Source organism: Methyloceanibacter sp., from assembly GCF_050726195.1.
Taxonomy (GTDB): Bacteria; Pseudomonadota; Alphaproteobacteria; order Rhizobiales; family Methyloligellaceae; genus Methyloceanibacter.
In genome coordinates, this window is the sequence record NZ_JBOHJC010000003.1 from 171,362 (window position 1) to 185,058 (window position 13,697).

General features: G+C 62.0%; 19 protein-coding genes. 7 read left to right on the forward strand and 12 right to left on the reverse strand.

Going from position 1 to position 13,697, the window contains the following annotated elements:
• Positions 1-82 precede the first annotated feature (82 nt).
• Complete coding sequence (locus ACRECX_RS03285) at positions 83-382, forward strand: DUF6460 domain-containing protein (RefSeq protein WP_431557377.1); 300 nt, start codon at positions 83-85, stop codon at positions 380-382.
• Positions 383-399: 17 nt separating this feature from the next.
• Here ACRECX_RS03285 and ACRECX_RS03290 read toward each other — a convergent pair whose 3' ends face one another.
• From ACRECX_RS03290 to ACRECX_RS03310, 5 genes are all read right to left on the reverse strand, one after another.
• A complete protein-coding gene (locus ACRECX_RS03290) occupies positions 400-930 on the reverse strand; it encodes a dihydrofolate reductase family protein (protein ID WP_431557378.1) in 531 nt (176 codons plus the stop codon).
• A 72-nt stretch (positions 931-1,002) separates the two neighbouring features.
• The gene (gene arsC / locus ACRECX_RS03295; protein ID WP_431557379.1) at positions 1,003-1,353 is read right to left on the reverse strand and encodes an arsenate reductase (glutaredoxin); all 351 of its coding nucleotides are present in this window, start codon (positions 1,351-1,353) and stop codon (positions 1,003-1,005) included.
• On the reverse strand, positions 1,350-2,438 hold the full coding sequence (locus tag ACRECX_RS03300; protein WP_431557380.1) for a quinone-dependent dihydroorotate dehydrogenase: 1,089 nt from the start codon (positions 2,436-2,438) through the stop codon (positions 1,350-1,352). Before ACRECX_RS03300 ends, arsC begins: the two co-directional genes overlap by 4 nt.
• Positions 2,435-2,785, reverse strand: a complete 351-nt coding sequence (locus tag ACRECX_RS03305) for a DUF952 domain-containing protein (protein WP_431557381.1) — start codon at positions 2,783-2,785, stop codon at positions 2,435-2,437. The genes ACRECX_RS03300 and ACRECX_RS03305 overlap by 4 nt, the downstream gene beginning before the upstream one ends.
• A gap of 57 nt (positions 2,786-2,842) precedes the next feature.
• A complete protein-coding gene (locus ACRECX_RS03310) occupies positions 2,843-3,007 on the reverse strand; it encodes a hypothetical protein (protein WP_431557382.1) in 165 nt (54 codons plus the stop codon).
• A 277-nt stretch (positions 3,008-3,284) separates the two neighbouring features.
• Here ACRECX_RS03310 and ACRECX_RS03315 point away from each other — a divergent pair, with 277 nt between their 5' ends.
• Positions 3,285-3,761 (forward strand): hypothetical protein, encoded by a 477-nt coding sequence (locus ACRECX_RS03315; RefSeq protein ID WP_431557383.1) that lies wholly within the window; start codon positions 3,285-3,287, stop codon positions 3,759-3,761.
• Positions 3,762-3,997: 236 nt separating this feature from the next.
• On the opposite strand, the gene ACRECX_RS03320 is transcribed toward ACRECX_RS03315, so the two are convergent.
• Together ACRECX_RS03320 and ACRECX_RS03325 are read right to left on the reverse strand one after the other, a co-directional pair.
• Positions 3,998-4,516 carry a hypothetical protein gene (locus tag ACRECX_RS03320; protein WP_431557384.1) on the reverse strand — a complete coding sequence of 173 codons (519 nt, stop codon included), beginning with the start codon at positions 4,514-4,516 and terminating at the stop codon, positions 3,998-4,000.
• A 9-nt stretch (positions 4,517-4,525) separates the two neighbouring features.
• Positions 4,526-5,638: an ImmA/IrrE family metallo-endopeptidase gene (locus tag ACRECX_RS03325; protein ID WP_431557385.1), complete on the reverse strand. Its 1,113-nt coding sequence runs from the start codon at positions 5,636-5,638 to the stop codon at positions 4,526-4,528.
• A gap of 119 nt (positions 5,639-5,757) precedes the next feature.
• Here ACRECX_RS03325 and ACRECX_RS03330 point away from each other — a divergent pair, with 119 nt between their 5' ends.
• The 3 genes from ACRECX_RS03330 (at position 5,758) to ACRECX_RS03340 (ending at position 8,143) form a co-directional block, all read left to right on the forward strand.
• The gene (locus ACRECX_RS03330) at positions 5,758-6,642 is read left to right on the forward strand and encodes an IS1 family transposase (RefSeq protein WP_431557386.1); all 885 of its coding nucleotides are present in this window, start codon (positions 5,758-5,760) and stop codon (positions 6,640-6,642) included.
• 83 nt (positions 6,643-6,725) lie between these two features.
• On the forward strand, positions 6,726-7,367 hold the full coding sequence (locus tag ACRECX_RS03335; RefSeq protein WP_431557387.1) for a S24 family peptidase: 642 nt from the start codon (positions 6,726-6,728) through the stop codon (positions 7,365-7,367).
• 47 nt (positions 7,368-7,414) lie between these two features.
• Positions 7,415-8,143 carry a thermonuclease family protein gene (locus ACRECX_RS03340; RefSeq protein ID WP_431557388.1) on the forward strand — a complete coding sequence of 243 codons (729 nt, stop codon included), beginning with the start codon at positions 7,415-7,417 and terminating at the stop codon, positions 8,141-8,143.
• A gap of 85 nt (positions 8,144-8,228) precedes the next feature.
• On the opposite strand, the gene ACRECX_RS03345 is transcribed toward ACRECX_RS03340, so the two are convergent.
• The 4 genes from ACRECX_RS03345 to ACRECX_RS03360 all read right to left on the reverse strand — a co-directional run bounded on the left by ACRECX_RS03345 (position 8,229) and on the right by ACRECX_RS03360 (position 11,168).
• The gene (locus tag ACRECX_RS03345) at positions 8,229-8,453 is read right to left on the reverse strand and encodes a hypothetical protein (RefSeq protein ID WP_431557389.1); all 225 of its coding nucleotides are present in this window, start codon (positions 8,451-8,453) and stop codon (positions 8,229-8,231) included.
• A 28-nt stretch (positions 8,454-8,481) separates the two neighbouring features.
• Entirely contained in the window at positions 8,482-8,703 is a 222-nt protein-coding gene (locus tag ACRECX_RS03350) for a hypothetical protein (protein ID WP_431557390.1), read from the reverse strand.
• A gap of 237 nt (positions 8,704-8,940) precedes the next feature.
• Positions 8,941-9,306: a hypothetical protein gene (locus ACRECX_RS03355; protein ID WP_431557391.1), complete on the reverse strand. Its 366-nt coding sequence runs from the start codon at positions 9,304-9,306 to the stop codon at positions 8,941-8,943.
• A gap of 191 nt (positions 9,307-9,497) precedes the next feature.
• The gene (locus ACRECX_RS03360; RefSeq protein ID WP_431557392.1) at positions 9,498-11,168 is read right to left on the reverse strand and encodes a lysine--tRNA ligase; all 1,671 of its coding nucleotides are present in this window, start codon (positions 11,166-11,168) and stop codon (positions 9,498-9,500) included.
• A gap of 167 nt (positions 11,169-11,335) precedes the next feature.
• On the opposite strand from ACRECX_RS03360, the gene ACRECX_RS03365 reads away from it, so the two are divergent.
• Entirely contained in the window at positions 11,336-11,749 is a 414-nt protein-coding gene (locus tag ACRECX_RS03365) for a tellurite resistance TerB family protein (RefSeq protein ID WP_431557393.1), read from the forward strand.
• 112 nt (positions 11,750-11,861) lie between these two features.
• Entirely contained in the window at positions 11,862-12,137 is a 276-nt protein-coding gene (locus ACRECX_RS03370) for a hypothetical protein (RefSeq protein WP_431557394.1), read from the forward strand.
• Positions 12,138-12,146: 9 nt separating this feature from the next.
• Here ACRECX_RS03370 and ACRECX_RS03375 read toward each other — a convergent pair whose 3' ends face one another.
• Positions 12,147-13,400 (reverse strand): hypothetical protein, encoded by a 1,254-nt coding sequence (locus ACRECX_RS03375; RefSeq protein ID WP_431557395.1) that lies wholly within the window; start codon positions 13,398-13,400, stop codon positions 12,147-12,149.
• Between the last annotated feature and the right edge of the window lie 297 nt (positions 13,401-13,697).

Genomic DNA, 13,697 nt, shown 5'->3' on the forward strand with positions numbered 1-13,697 from the left:
GCTCCTTGATCTTCGCCGCCCCTCGCACCAATTGTGCTAGAGTTTGGACTCGAAGCCCACGGTTTAAGAGGGAAGCGGACAGATGGAACGGTTTTTTGGCGGCAATCCGGCGCTCGTCCTGCTGAGGCTCGCGATTCTGTCGTTGATCGTGGGCGTGGTCCTTGCGGCACTCGGCTTCAGCCCCTACGACCTCATCCAGAACATTCGCGACCTGGCTCAGCGCATCTACGACATGGGCTTCGCCGCGGTGGAAAAGGCGTTCCGCTACTTCCTGCTCGGCGCGGTGATCGTGTTCCCGGTGTGGGTTGTGATGCGCGTGCTCAAGATGTTTGGGCGCGAACCGGGCACCGAGGTGGCCGAGACCGGCCAGCAGAAGCGCTAGGCCGGCAAGTCGCGAGATTAAGCAGGAACGTAGGTCAACCTGATCACATCCTCGCCAATCCGATCACTCGTCATAAGGCGGAGCGGCGGCCGGGGTCCGGCGAAATATGGCTTGCCGTGACCGAGCACGACGGGGTGCAGATAGATTCGATACTCATCAATCAGGCCAAGTTCGGTGAGGCTTTGCGCCAAGTCCGGGCCAGCAACTTCGATCTCCCCGTCGCGCTCGGCCTTTAGCTTGCTGATCGCGCCCTCAAGATCATCCTCAACAAGCCTGGCGTTGGGGCCGACCGACTTCAACGAGCGCGAGACGACCCATTTCGGCTGGTTCCGCCACGCCGCCGCGAAGGCGTGTTGTTCTGCATCCCATTCAGGATGATCGTCGTCCCAGTAACGCATGACCTCATACATTTGGCGACCGTACACACTGCCCGCCTGCCCCTGAGCCTCCTCGATGAAGTGGCGGAAGAGCGTGGGGCTTGGCGCAAACGCCATATGATCGACGTAGCCGTCCAGGGACTGGTTCATTCCGAACACGAGCTTAGCCATACCTACTTCCTTTCCTTACACGGCGCATCCGCGCGGTTCCCTAGTAGGTGGGCACGCTTCACTTTGCCCACCCTACGGAAGAATCTTCAGCACGGCTTCGGGCGGGCGGCCGATGGCGGCCTTGTCCCCGCTCACGACGATGGGCCGCTCGATGAGGATCGGGTTCGCCGTCATGAGGGCAATCAACGCGTCGTCCGTGAGGTCCTTGTCCTTGAGACCAAGCTCGGCGTAGCGCGGCTCGCTCTTGCGCAGGATGTCGCGCGGCTTCAGGCCGAGCTTGGTCAAGATGCGCTTGAGCTCGGCTGCGGACGGCGGGGTCTTGAGATACTCGACGATCTTCGGCTTAACGCCGCGCTCCTCGATCAGCGCCAGGGTCGCCCGCGACTTCGCGCAGCGCGGGTTGTGGTAGATGGTGACCGTCATACGACGACCTCCGGCAGTTTCTTCTCGGCCCATTCCTCTGCACGGCGCCCGACAAATGGCGCCAGCGACTCGACTTTTGCGCCCGCCATCGCCTCGACCAGCTTACGCTTGACCCGGCCGATGAGGCCGGGCCCCTCGAACACTAGCCCCGTATAAAGCTGAATGAGGGAGGCGCCCCCTTCGATCTTGGCGAGCGCCGTCTCTGGCGAATCGATGCCGCCGACGCCGATCAAAGGCAGCTTCCCTTGCGTCGCGAGATAGACGCGGGCGAGCATGCGGGTCGCGCGGTCGAACAGCGGACGTCCCGACAGGCCGCCGGTCTCGCGGGCGAAAGCCCGGTCAAGGAAAGCCTCGCGGGCGAGCGTGGTGTTGGAGACGATGACGCCGTCGACGCCGTTCGCCGCAATGACACGGGTCACTTCCGGGAGATCGGCATCGGCGAGATCGGGCGCGAGCTTGACGAAGAGCGGCGGCGGCTTCGGCCCGATTGCCGCCCGCGCGGCCTGCACTTTGCCCAGCAGCTGATCGAGCTTCCGCGGCGCCTGGAGATCGCGCAATCCCGGCGTATTGGGCGAGGAGATGTTGATGGCGAAGTAGCTCGCCACTGTCGCCATGCGCTTCACCCCTTCCACGTAGTCGGCAATGCGGTCCCGGCTGTCGCGGCCCGCGCCGAGATTGACGCCGACAATGCCGCCGGGCCGGCGCTGCAGGCGCCTGAGCGCCGCCACCTGGCCCTCGTTGTTGAAGCCGAGCCGGTTGATGACGGCGCGGTCGGCATGGGAGCGGAACACGCGGGGGCGCGGGTTGCCGGCTTGGGGCAGAGGCGTCAACGTGCCGACCTCGGCGAAGCCGAAACCCATGGCGAGCAACTCGCGCGGCACGCGGGCATTCTTGTCGAAGCCCGGCGCCATGCCGACGGGATTGGGGAAGTCGAGGCCGAACAGGCGCCGCTTGAGGCGCGGATCGTCGGGGCCGGCGGCACGCGGATAGATGCCGAGCTCCAGTGTCTTGACGGCAAGATCGTGGGCGCGCTCGGGATCGAGGGCGAGGAGCAGCGCCTGGCCCAACCCGAACAGCGCGCTCACGCGAGCATCCCTTCCGGCAGGACGTGGCGGCCGCCCTCCCCGAGCGTCAGCTTCTGGGCCCACAGGACCGCGGCGAGGTCGAGCGGCGCGTAGAGGTGCGGGAACAATGCCCCGCCACGAGATGGCTCCCATTTGAGGCTCGGCCCAAGCCGCTCGGGATCAAGGGCCAGGAGCACAAGACGGTCTTGTCCGGCGAAGTGCTTGGCGAGTGTGCCTTCAAGCTGATGGTCGGCGGAGAGATGGATGAAGCCGTCGCGGAGGTCGTCGGCGGAGCCCGCGAATCGCCCGTCAGTCTTCATCGCGGCATAGGCGGCTTGGGAGAGGATCTTGTAGACGGACTCTGGCATGGCGCGGAGACTAACCGCCGCCTTCCATCCCAACAAGGAGAGCCGCGCCCTCGCGTCTCAGTTTGATTTCTTCTTGGGTTTCTCGGTTGAAGCGCCGTCGCGTTCGGCGATCGCCTGGGCGAGACACCAGTCCGCCATAGACAAATCCTGGCTGATCACCTCGGGGGTGGTGGCGTCACGGGCGCGCTGGATAAACTTCTTCGCTTCAACGAGATAGTCCATCGAACCCTCCCCATATGCCGGCACTCTTCGTCATATGGGTACGGGCCGGTGCGGGGGCAATCGGCCAGGAAGCGGGCCCGGCGCGCTCTTTGTACGGAAGCGTATCAAATTCGGGCCAGCCCGCGCGGGATCGCCCCGGGGGCCGAAATCCGGTGGACGGCAGTAGGGCGGGTAGTGTCTCAGTTTGAATTTAGTCTCCCTTGACGCGCTATCGAATCCGCGCCTCGCTTCCTATAGGCTTAGCGGAACGCATGGCAAGCCGTTGGGAGCGTGAATTATGGAGCCCAAGGAAAAGTTCGATGCATTGATGCAGATCGCTAATTTCGCGGTGGCTAGATGCGATGGTCGGCGTCAGTACGAATGGAAGCTTACCTTTGGTGTTTGGGCCCTGTTGAGTGCTACCCTGATTTACGTGAAAGCCGACGCCTTTCCTCTGGTGTTCGGTTTTGCCGTGCTTGTACTGTATGGAGCTTGGTTACAGGCCATTCTGAAAAGAAACCAAAATGATACTGTAATAGCATGGCATTCTCTTAGAAAAGCTAATTCTGATCTAAAGCTTGGCCTTGATCTAAAACAACCGTCGTTTATCAAACCGTTGGAAGGCTGGCGCAACTATTTCGGGTTTTTTGTGAATTGGTCGATGGGTTTGCAATTTTGGTTCACCGCTGGGCTCATAGCGCTTTTTTACTCGTTAAAGGTAAATGAGCCTACATGGTTCTGTGCTACGAACATGACAATTGATAGGGGAATCTGATTTCCCATGCCCAAAGGACCCAAAGGCGAGAAGAGACCGGCCGACGTGATCGGTGCGGCAATCACTGTGGCGAAGATCGCAACAGGTGAGGTCGAGGAAGGGAAGCCGACGCGAACCGAGAAGCGTGCAAGAAAGGCGGGGTCGAAGGGGGGCCCAGCGCGCGCGAAAGCTCTTACGCCAGCGCAGCGTTCGGAGATTGCCAGGGCAGCGGCCAGCGCGAGATGGAAGAAGGGCGGCTAGGCAGCAGCGGCTGCGCCTCCGCTAGGCGGCTCGCCTTTGTCATCATCATCTAGCCCTCTCGCGATCTTCATTTCCTCAATGTCCTCCTCGAAGTTGAAGGGGATTTGCAGAGGCTCTTCTCTGGGGTGGCTGGCATTGTAGTGCTCCACCTTCATCGCGAGTGCGAAACAATCGTTCGCGATCTGGCGTCGTTCGTTTTGGACGCCCTTTTCAACATGAGTGCGAGGTGCGAGGTCGATGTCGGCCCACTTGAACAGCGGCGCTCCGTCCTTGCTAGTCGATTTGGCCGGGATAAATGCGCGGTACTCACGGCCGTCCTTGTCCACGCGTACTTGTTCGCGAAGAATATCCGCCATGTCGCGGGCGAAGCTTGCGCTCACGTCTACCGGTTTGGGCGCCCAGAGCTTCTTTTTGATCGCCCAATTTCCTAACTCTCGCAGGTCGGCCGGCTCGGAGGAAACCTCCTTGCAGTACTTTTCCCAAATCGCCAGCATGTTTTCTTTGTAAGTGCCCATGTCGGTTCCTTATCTTCCCACGGGGACAACGTCGCCCCACCCGTCCATCATCATCGACCCGGCGAGGTGGGAGCGAATCCTAACCAAGTGCTTGCGCAGAAGGTCATACCGCTTTGCCATGCGCTGTAACTGACCAACCGCCAGACCAGGGTGAACACTCATGCGCTTTGAAAACGCGATGACATCGCTCTCGGAGAAGTAAGGGTTCTTACGAAGATAAAACGACCGCATTTGTTCAGAAGGAACGCAAAACTCTGCGGCATCGGTGTTTGCAACGCGTTCTTCTTCACTGGTCGGCGACATGCTGTTCGCCTCAATGTCTTCATCGAGGATAGCTTGGTCCTTGCCATGGCCGTGAAGAACATGCGCGCATTCGTGTCGTAGCACGAACCAAAAATTATCAATGCGATCGAACCTAATTGACATGCCGATGACCGGCGCCTTCGGATCAAGCCAGAAGCAAACGCCATCAATTAGCGCGCTTGGCAGACCTTCCGACACCACGTACCGGACCCCGGCCTCGTTTAGGAATCGCGGAACGCGGCGCACCGATTCTGGGTCGCCGCGCATATCTTTAAATGCCTCGACTGCATCTCGAAGCTTCGCCTCGCTGTAGGTGGGAGGGTGCATCTCTAATGCGATTTGGCGAACGCGGAATAGCCAAGCAAGCTGTGCGGGGGGAATGTCGGAATAGTCCGTTTTCTTCGCTGAGTGATTCAGATGTGGCACTTCATCAAGGGACCGCACGCCGAAGAACTGGCAGACCTGTTCTTCAAGTGTGCCCGGACGGTGGTCGGGGTCAATCCAGCCGCGCTTAACCATTTCGCGAAGTGGATAGCGCGAAAGAATGCGAGAGCGAGATGAAACAAGCGGGTCTGGGCCATCGGCTCGTTGAACATCGTACTCAGCCTGCGCCCGAGCAAATTCCTCTGCGGGCCGGTCAAGGGCCGCGCCAAGCGCCCTAGCCATGGCAAGACTGATGCTGCGGCGGTCATGTAGGATCTGGTTGATGGGTCCTGGAGCCGTGCCGATGGCGAACGCCAAATCACGTTCTCCCCAGCCTTTCGCTTCCATTGCCTCACGCACTAGCTGGCCCGGGGTCTTTGCTTGCAAACTGTTCATGCCGCCCTCTACGAATCATCTTTATAGACCATGGGCTTAAATAGTCAATAACGGGTTAACGAACTCTGTAACCTGAACAAAATGCTTGACTTAATAGGGGGGTTGTAGTTTATTGGGGCATGAACAGGCTGCCCCTTGAAAAGCGCGTTCGTATCCTTTCGATGATGGTGGAAGGTTCGTCCCTCCGCTCGATTTCTCGTGTCTGCGACGTGTCAATCAACACGATCTCGAAACTGCTTGTTGACGCGGGCGCAGCGTGCGCAGCATTCCACGATGTGAAGGTCCGCAACGTCAAAGCCGAGCGCGTTCAAGCCGACGAAATCTGGTCGTTCTGCTACGCCAAGCGCGTGACCGCTCCGAACACGAAGAAGCAGGTTGAAGGTCGCGGCGACGTTTGGACCTGGACCGCGCTTGATGCTGACAACAAGCTGATCATTTCGTGGATCACCGGCTATCGTGATTCGGTGGCCGCTTGGGCCTTCCTAGACGATCTTCGCAGCCGCCTTGCTAACCGGGTACAGCTGACCAGCGATGCCTTCCCCGCTTACGTGCAAGCCGTAGGATCGACGTTCGGCGATGAAATCGACTATGCGCAGCTAGTTAAGCTCTATGGCCCCGCGCCCGAAGGTGAGCGCCGCTACAGCCCTCCGGTGTGCATCGGAGCCCGCAAGAGGACGCTGACCGGCAATCCCGATCCGAAGCATATCAGCACGTCATTTGTTGAGAGGCAGAACCTCACGATGCGCATGTCCATGCGGCGCTTCACGCGCCTCACCAATGCGTTCAGCAAGAAATTTGAGAACCACTGCCACGCGCTCGCGATCTACTTTGTTTGGTACAACTGGGTTCGCCAGCATAAGTCCCTCAAGGGCCTGTCCCCGGCAATGGCCGCTGGTCTAACGGACACTCTCATGGGCATGGAAGATATTGTGGCCCTAGTTGACGCCCGCGAACAGAAGCTGCTACATGAGAAGCGGTTAGGAATGCTGACCTATTCAAACTGAGACACTACCGTAGGGCGAATAAGTCATAATTCCTACGGATAGGCATGAATTCCCGTGGCACCTCTGATTCGGGACGGTCTTCCATGAACAAGCTTACCCATGCCAGGGTTTGGTCCGCCATCGACGCGCTCGCGCGGCGCTACGGCTTGTCTGCGTCTGGCCTCGCCAAGCGCGCCGGGCTCGACCCCACCGCTTTCAACAAGTCGAAGCGGGTGACTGGCGAGGGACGCCCGCGCTGGCCGACCACCGAGAGCATCGCCAAGGTCCTCCAGGCGACCGGCGCGTCGTTCGACGACTTCACGACCCTCGTCACCGCCGAGCCGCGGCGCCGCCACACCGCCCGACCCATACCGCTGATCGGCATGACGCAGGCAGGCGCCGGCGGTTTCTTCGACGACGGCGGCTTTCCCGTAGGCGGGGGCTGGGATGAAATCCGCTTCCCCAAAGTGGACGACGAGAACGCCTACGCGCTCGAAGTCACCGGCGACAGCATGGCGCCGCTCTATCGCGACGGGGACATCCTCATCGTCTCGCCTAACTCGGCACCGCGCAAAGGCGACCGCGTGGTGTTGCGCACCTCGGACGGCGAGGTAATGGCCAAGGTGCTGGTCCGGCGCACGACAAAGACCGTGGAGCTTGCATCCCTCAACCCGTCCCACCCCAATCTCGTGTTCCCTCTGGATCGGATCGAGTGGATGGCGCGCATCGTGTGGGCGAGCCAATAGGGGGCCGCGACCTTAAAGCCGCCCAGCATCTGGGCTAGCATAAGGCCATGTCATTCGCCTCACGCATCGTCACCGCCGTGCTCGGCCTCGCGGTTGTTCTCCTGTTCTGGCCGATCGGCATGCCGGTCGGGTTTCAGCAGGCGTGGTGGGCCCGGGAACAGGTCATCGGGCCGGTCGAGCCGCCGCCGCCCGACACGCGGCTATTCACCAAGCCGCCAACGCCACCGCCTGCTCCAGCTGCGGCACCTGGCGAGGTCGTGGGGCCAAAGCAGACTCATGCCGTTCCGGCACCGGAGCCCAAGTCGAAGGCCGCGCCTGATGCTCCGGCCGAGGCCAAGGCCGATGCGGCCCAGACGGCCGCCATCAACAAGACCGACGAAGCGGCCGTCACGCCGCCGGTCAAGCCCAAACTCCATTATCGCGTGGTGGTACGCGATGGCGGCACGCTCGAGCTTAACGGCGTCGTCATTAAGCTTGGCGGCATCGTAGCGCGGGACGCCGATGCCAAATGCATGGACAAGACGGGCCGGTCCTGGGCCTGCGGTGCGCAGGCGCGCACGGCGCTGACGCGGTTGATCCGCGGCCGCGCCGTCTCTTGCGACCCCCCCGCGTCAAGCAAGGCCAAGTCGATTACGGCGCGCTGCACCGTGGGCGGCACCGATCTCTCAATTTGGATGGTCGCGCAAGGCTGGGCCGTGCCGAGTGAGACGACACAGGCGCAGCTTAATGAGGCCGCCGGCGCGGCGCGCAAGAAACGCCTCGGCCTATGGCGTTAGCGCAAAAAGATGCGGACCGGGCTGTGTGCCCGATCCGCATCGTGAAACGAAAAACGCCGCTTTGGACGGCGGCGCGTGAAGTGACTTACGAGTTGTCGCAGATCACCTTGACGTCGATGTTGGCTTCCTCGCGGGAGGGATAAGCCTGCTTGCCGATCTGCATGCCGAGCTCATCCTCGCTGACGAGGTGCTTCTCGATCACGCGGCAGTGCTTGTTGGCGTCCTTGATGATAACGAACTGGCTGGCGTCGGCGGCGATGGCGGCGCCGGCAAAGCCGAGAACCAGAGCGGCTGCGAATACGTACTTCATGTCGTCGTCCTTTCTATCGGTTGGGGCGCTAGTTGCAGATCACCTGGCTATGGACCTCGGCTTCCTTGCGGGTCGGATAGCCGTCTTTGCCGATCAACATGCCAAGCTCGTCGTCACTTGCCGTGTGCTTCTCGATTACGCGGCACTGCTTGTTCGGGTCCTGCACGATCACAAACTTGGGGTTTTCGATGGCGATGGCCGTGCCGGCAAAACCGAGAACCAGCGCGGCGGCAAGCGTGTACTTCACCATGGGGGAGCGTCTCCTCAGATGTGGGGCTGACTAGCGTTCGTCAGATGGCGCCTATCTTCCAGGCGCGGCTTAAGGAGCAGTGAAAATCGACGGGCGCCGCGCCACAGTGGTTAGCGCCGCGCTACATCGATCGCTCAAGTTAAGCGCTAAGTCACGCGAGCCCCACGAGCGGATAGAAAACAGCGGCCTCGGAACTGCCCGAGGCCGCTGGTCTTAGCCTAACAGGGAACGCTCGGATTACATCTTTTTCTGCTCGGGATCAGAAGGCGTGCCCTCCATATCCTGCTCGGTCGCGGCGTCGGCGCTGACCCAGCCTTTGGCGCAGCCTTCCTTCCACTCGTCGGCGGAAATCTTGGCATCCTTGGACGTGTCCACCATTTGGAAATTGAGGATGAACGGCGTGGCCTTGTCCTCCGATAAAGTGTCGCCGTCGGGGCCCGCCGTCTCCCAAGCCTTTTGGCACTCAGCCTCGCTCAGCACCTTGCCCGGACGCCCCGAGGGAGGATCCTCTTGCGATCCTTCGGGTACGGGCGCGCCGCCGCCGGCGAAGGCATAGGTGCCGGTGGCGAGAAGCGCGATTGCGGTAAAGGTCGTGAGTTTCATTACAGTGACCTCCTTGGTTTTGCTTGAGCCCTGCCGCGGAAGATGGCTTCCGCCGGACCTATTAGATACTAAACGCGGGGGTCGTTGCTTGAGTTCCGGGGGAAGAGCGCGTGGACTGCCTGAGCCTGTTCTGTGCGCTACCGCGCTTCCGCCTTCGCGAAGCCCGCTTCGGCGGGCGAAGAAAGGTCGCGCTATTTGAGCGCCTGTTGAATCAGCGCGCGGGTCTCGGGAACGCCGTAAAGCTCGACGAACGAGCCGAAGCGGGGGCCTTGCGTTTGACCGAGCAGCACCTGGTAGAGCGCCTGGAACCAGTCGCGCAGGGGCTCGAAGCCATGCTCCTTGCCGACGGCGTAGACCTCGGCCTGGATCTCCTCGGCGAGAACCTTCTTCGGCAGCACGCCAAGCCGCGCATCGAGGTCGAGAAGCGCGGCGCGCTCCTTGCCGGTTGGCGCGCGGTATTGTTTCGCCGGCTTCACGAAGTCGTGGAAGTAGCGGATGGCGTAGCCGACCAGTTCGTCGAGCAGCGGGTGGCCCTTAGGCGTGGCGTCCGGCGCATAGCGTCGGATGAAGCCCCATAGCACCTCGCGATCCTCAGAGTTCGACGCGGAAGCGAGATTGAGCAAAAGCGCGAAGCTGATGGGAAGCTCCGCTTCGGGCGGCGCGCCGCTATGGACATGCCATACCGGGTTCATCAATTTCGCCGCCTGCTCCTCTTTCGGATACGCGGCAAGATGGCCGATATATTCGTCGACCGCGCGCGGGATCACATCGAAGTAGAGACGCTTCGCCTTTCTCGGGCTCTGGTACATGTAGAGCGCAAGACTCTCCGGCGACGCATAAGCGAGCCATTCCTCGATGGTGAGACCGTTGCCACGCGACTTTGAGATCTTCTCGCCGTTCTCGTCGAGGAACAGTTCGTAGTTGAAGCCTTCGGGCTGCTGGCGACCGAGAATGCGGCAGATGTGGCCGGAGAGGCGGACCGAGTCGATCAAATCCTTGCCGGCCATCTCGTAGTCGACGCCGAGGGCCGCCCAGCGCATGGCCCAGTCCGCCTTCCATTGCAGCTTGCAATGGCCTCGGGTCACGGGAACCTGGGTAAGCTTGCCGGTGCCGGGGTCCTTGTAGACGATCGCGCCCGAGGCGAGGTCGCGATCGATGATGGGCACCTGCAAAACCTGCCCCGTCGAGGGCGAGATGGGCAGGAACGGGCTATAGGTGGCGCGGCGCTCCGGGCCCAAGGTCGGCAGGATCACGTCACGAATCGCGTCGTAGTGCTCCAGCACCTTTAGCAAGGTCGAGTCGAAGCGCCCGCTGGTGTAGCACTCCGTGGCGGACAGGAACTCGTAGTCGAAGCCGAACGTGTCGAGGAAGGCTTTCAGCCGCGCGTTGTTGTGATGGCCGAAGCTCTTGTGCTCACCGAACGGATCGGGGACTTGCGTTAGCGGCTTGCCGAGATGCTCCCTCACCATCTCCTTGTTGGGGATGTTGTCCGGCACCTTGCGCAGGCCGTCCATGTCGTCGGAGAAGCAGATCAGCCGCGTCGGCACCTTGTCTTCGGTGAGGACGCGGAAGGCATGACGCACCATGGTGGTGCGGGCGATCTCGCCGAAAGTGCCGATATGCGGCAGCCCGGAGGGCCCGTAGCCCGTCTCGAAGATGATGGGGCCGGTGGGCTGCGGGATGCGCTTGATGCGGCTCAGGACCTTGCGCGCCTCCTCGAACGGCCAGGCCTTGCTCACATGGGTGTGGGCGAGGAGCTCGGAATTGATCTCTATAGGGGGCACGGCCTTGGGCTTTCCGCCCGTGGGCTTTGCGCCTTGGGTCTTGGCGTTTGACGAGGTCGCGGAGGTCGGGCGGGCCATGATCGGGGAGGCGTCTGACGGTTCTTGAGGCATTTTTCGTCCGACAAATTTCACAGTTTTTCGAACGACGCCAGCATTTCCGCCTTTCCCCCGACTCGGCGCTTGCCCGGATACGCGCAATTTCCTACGGTCGCGCCGCTTCAATGGCGCCGAAACGAGGGAACCCCATGACCGAGCCGTTGCACCATCACGATGCGCTGATCTATGCGATGGTCACCATGTCGGCCGTGGACCGCACCATGACCGACGCCGAGCTTGCCCGCATCGGCGAGATTGTCGCCAACCTGCCGGTGTTCGCTGGCTACGACGGCGACAAACTGGTCCAGACATCGCAGACCTGCGGCGAGATCCTCGGCTCGGACAACGGGCTCGAGCAGGTGCTCCAGTTGATCCGCAGCGCGCTGCCGAAGAAGCTTCGTGAGACCGCATACGCGGTGGCGCTGGAAGTCGCGGCGGCCGATCTCAGCGTGCGGCCGGAGGAGCTGCGGTTCCTCGACATGTTGCGCGACAACCTCGACCTCGACAAGCTGACCACCGCCGCCATCGAACGCGGCATCCGCGCACGCAACATGGTGCTCTAGCGGCGCGCCAGCGTCGCGGGACTCTCCAAGCGGAACAAAGACGAGCCGCGTCCGTTTTTGCTATGATCGGCACGAGACGGGTGCGCACGCCGCTTCAAGGGAGGACTGGATCATGTGGGGCCTGGCCGAGCGCAAGACGTCGAGGTTACGCGATCTCGATTTGGACGATCTCTACGATCAAGTCGATACGTTGCGCGGGTATGTGCAGGACCTGTCGCGTAGCGCCGGCAAAAGTGCCGGTCATAGCTATGGACGCGCCCGCGATCTCGCCTCGGAGGCGGCGCAAGACGCCGAGGAGGCGATGAAAGATCACCTCGTCGCGTCGCTCGTTCTCGCGCTTGGTCTCGGCGTGCTGGTCGGCTACTTCCTCCGCCGCGGTACGGAGTAGTCTGCTTCCTCAATGGGCGAGCTTGGCGGCGCCGGTATAGAGCGCGCCGCCGATCACGCACGGCACCGCGATCTGCGCCTGGCCGAGCGCGGTGGCGGCGACGCAACCGGTGGCGATGGCGATCGAGCCTGCGCTCATGCCTTTCGACATGCCGGCCTCGGCCGATAGCTGCCGCTTCTGGGCGTCCTCGATGGCGCCGAACTGATCCTTGCGGATGCTCTCCGATTCGAACAGCTCGGCCGCCTCGATCACGTCCTTCAAGGGCTTGGAAATCTCCGGCGGTTGACGCTCGTACTCGGAGCGGTAGAGTCTGATCAGCTCGCGGTCGCGCTCGGCGTAGGAGGCCAGCGTCCATTTGGCGGTGCCGCCCGTGGTGATCTTGTCGACGGCGCTTGGGTCGGTCCCCCAGCCGGAGAAGATCTTGCGGAAGGAGAAGCCCGAGTCCTCCTTGTTCTTGGACCACTTCAAAGCTTCCATGATGCGCATGACCGGCTCGTGCTGGCCGGTGGCGACATAGTAGCCCCACAGCGCGTAGATGCCGGGAGCGCCGCCGTGATCGAGCGGCAGATCCATGAGAACAGGCCGCTTGCCGTTGAGGAAGTCGTCGATCAGCGGCCGCCTGAGCGGCATGCGCGACGAGTTTTTCTCCAGCAACTCGCGCCAGTCGGGACGACCCGAATAGGCGATCGCCCGGATGAGGACCTCCTGCTCCTTGTCGGGCATGGGAAACATCTTGGTGATGAGCGCCGGGCCATCTTTCGGATTGGTGCCGAGAATGCCGGCGATGAAGCCGATGCAGAACCACTGCTTCTCCTCGTCGCCGAAGACGCCGTAGTCGAGCATGGCGCGCACGGCGGGAGGCACACTCCAGATGTTCGGATGCTTGCGGTAATTGGAGACCCAATCGATCAGCCGCTCGGGCGACGAGAACGCCGACTGCTGCTGCTGTTCGGTGCGCTCGATGTAGACCGGCTCGATTTCCGGCGCGGGAGGGAGGACATCGTGCGGCTTTGGGGCCTCCACTTCCTGCGGCGGCACGCGGCGCGGCGCGGCGGCAACGGGCTGCGTCGATTCCGGTTGCGTATCCTCACGCGCGGCCTTCGGGGCAGGCGCCTCGGGCGGACTCAGACGCTGAGGGGCGGATTGCTTCGCCACGGAGCTGGTCTTAGGCGTCACGGAAACGGCGCCGGACTGCGCGGCGCAAGGCAACGCAGCTACGAGAACGCCGATGGCGGCGAGCGCTAGGGTCGCAGCAATACGCATGTCATCAGCTTCCTCCCCCCGGCCCCTGAGTGCTGACGATTACACAGACATAGTTAATGCCTGCGGGCGCCCCAGCCCGCAGGCAACATGATGATTTTCAAGCGTTTCGTGGCATTTTGAAGGCCGGGCCGTTAACCATAACAAAAGGTTACCGCCGCTCGGCCAACGATCCGCCGTCCAAACAATGTCCGGCCGCCCTTCCAACTCGCGGAGTAGAAGGACGGCCGGGGCCTCGCACTCACGCCGCTAGGGAGCGATTTTCATCGCGCGAGGTCGACCTTTGGTCCTGGCATCTCC

Bases quoted from the DNA above. Each gene is read 5' to 3' on its own strand.
- ACRECX_RS03340 (WP_431557388.1), top strand. From the start codon at position 7,415: ATGTCATTCGCCTCACGCATCGTCACCGCCGTGCTCGGCCTCGCGGTT.
- ACRECX_RS03330 (WP_431557386.1), top strand. From the start codon at position 5,758: ATGAACAGGCTGCCCCTTGAAAAGCGCGTTCGTATCCTTTCGATGATG.
- ACRECX_RS03345 (WP_431557389.1), bottom strand. From the start codon at position 8,453: ATGAAGTACGTATTCGCAGCCGCTCTGGTTCTCGGCTTTGCCGGCGCC.
- ACRECX_RS03285 (WP_431557377.1), top strand. From the start codon at position 83: ATGGAACGGTTTTTTGGCGGCAATCCGGCGCTCGTCCTGCTGAGGCTC.
- arsC (WP_431557379.1), bottom strand. From the start codon at position 1,353: ATGACGGTCACCATCTACCACAACCCGCGCTGCGCGAAGTCGCGGGCG.
- ACRECX_RS03325 (WP_431557385.1), bottom strand. From the start codon at position 5,638: ATGAACAGTTTGCAAGCAAAGACCCCGGGCCAGCTAGTGCGTGAGGCA.
- ACRECX_RS03375 (WP_431557395.1), bottom strand. From the start codon at position 13,400: ATGCGTATTGCTGCGACCCTAGCGCTCGCCGCCATCGGCGTTCTCGTA.
- ACRECX_RS03370 (WP_431557394.1), top strand. From the start codon at position 11,862: ATGTGGGGCCTGGCCGAGCGCAAGACGTCGAGGTTACGCGATCTCGAT.
- ACRECX_RS03305 (WP_431557381.1), bottom strand. From the start codon at position 2,785: ATGCCAGAGTCCGTCTACAAGATCCTCTCCCAAGCCGCCTATGCCGCG.
- ACRECX_RS03360 (WP_431557392.1), bottom strand. From the start codon at position 11,168: ATGGCCCGCCCGACCTCCGCGACCTCGTCAAACGCCAAGACCCAAGGC.
- ACRECX_RS03310 (WP_431557382.1), bottom strand. From the start codon at position 3,007: ATGGACTATCTCGTTGAAGCGAAGAAGTTTATCCAGCGCGCCCGTGAC.
- ACRECX_RS03315 (WP_431557383.1), top strand. From the start codon at position 3,285: ATGGAGCCCAAGGAAAAGTTCGATGCATTGATGCAGATCGCTAATTTC.
- ACRECX_RS03365 (WP_431557393.1), top strand. From the start codon at position 11,336: ATGACCGAGCCGTTGCACCATCACGATGCGCTGATCTATGCGATGGTC.
- ACRECX_RS03290 (WP_431557378.1), bottom strand. From the start codon at position 930: ATGGCTAAGCTCGTGTTCGGAATGAACCAGTCCCTGGACGGCTACGTC.
- ACRECX_RS03355 (WP_431557391.1), bottom strand. From the start codon at position 9,306: ATGAAACTCACGACCTTTACCGCAATCGCGCTTCTCGCCACCGGCACC.
- ACRECX_RS03350 (WP_431557390.1), bottom strand. From the start codon at position 8,703: ATGGTGAAGTACACGCTTGCCGCCGCGCTGGTTCTCGGTTTTGCCGGC.
- ACRECX_RS03335 (WP_431557387.1), top strand. From the start codon at position 6,726: ATGAACAAGCTTACCCATGCCAGGGTTTGGTCCGCCATCGACGCGCTC.
- ACRECX_RS03320 (WP_431557384.1), bottom strand. From the start codon at position 4,516: ATGGGCACTTACAAAGAAAACATGCTGGCGATTTGGGAAAAGTACTGC.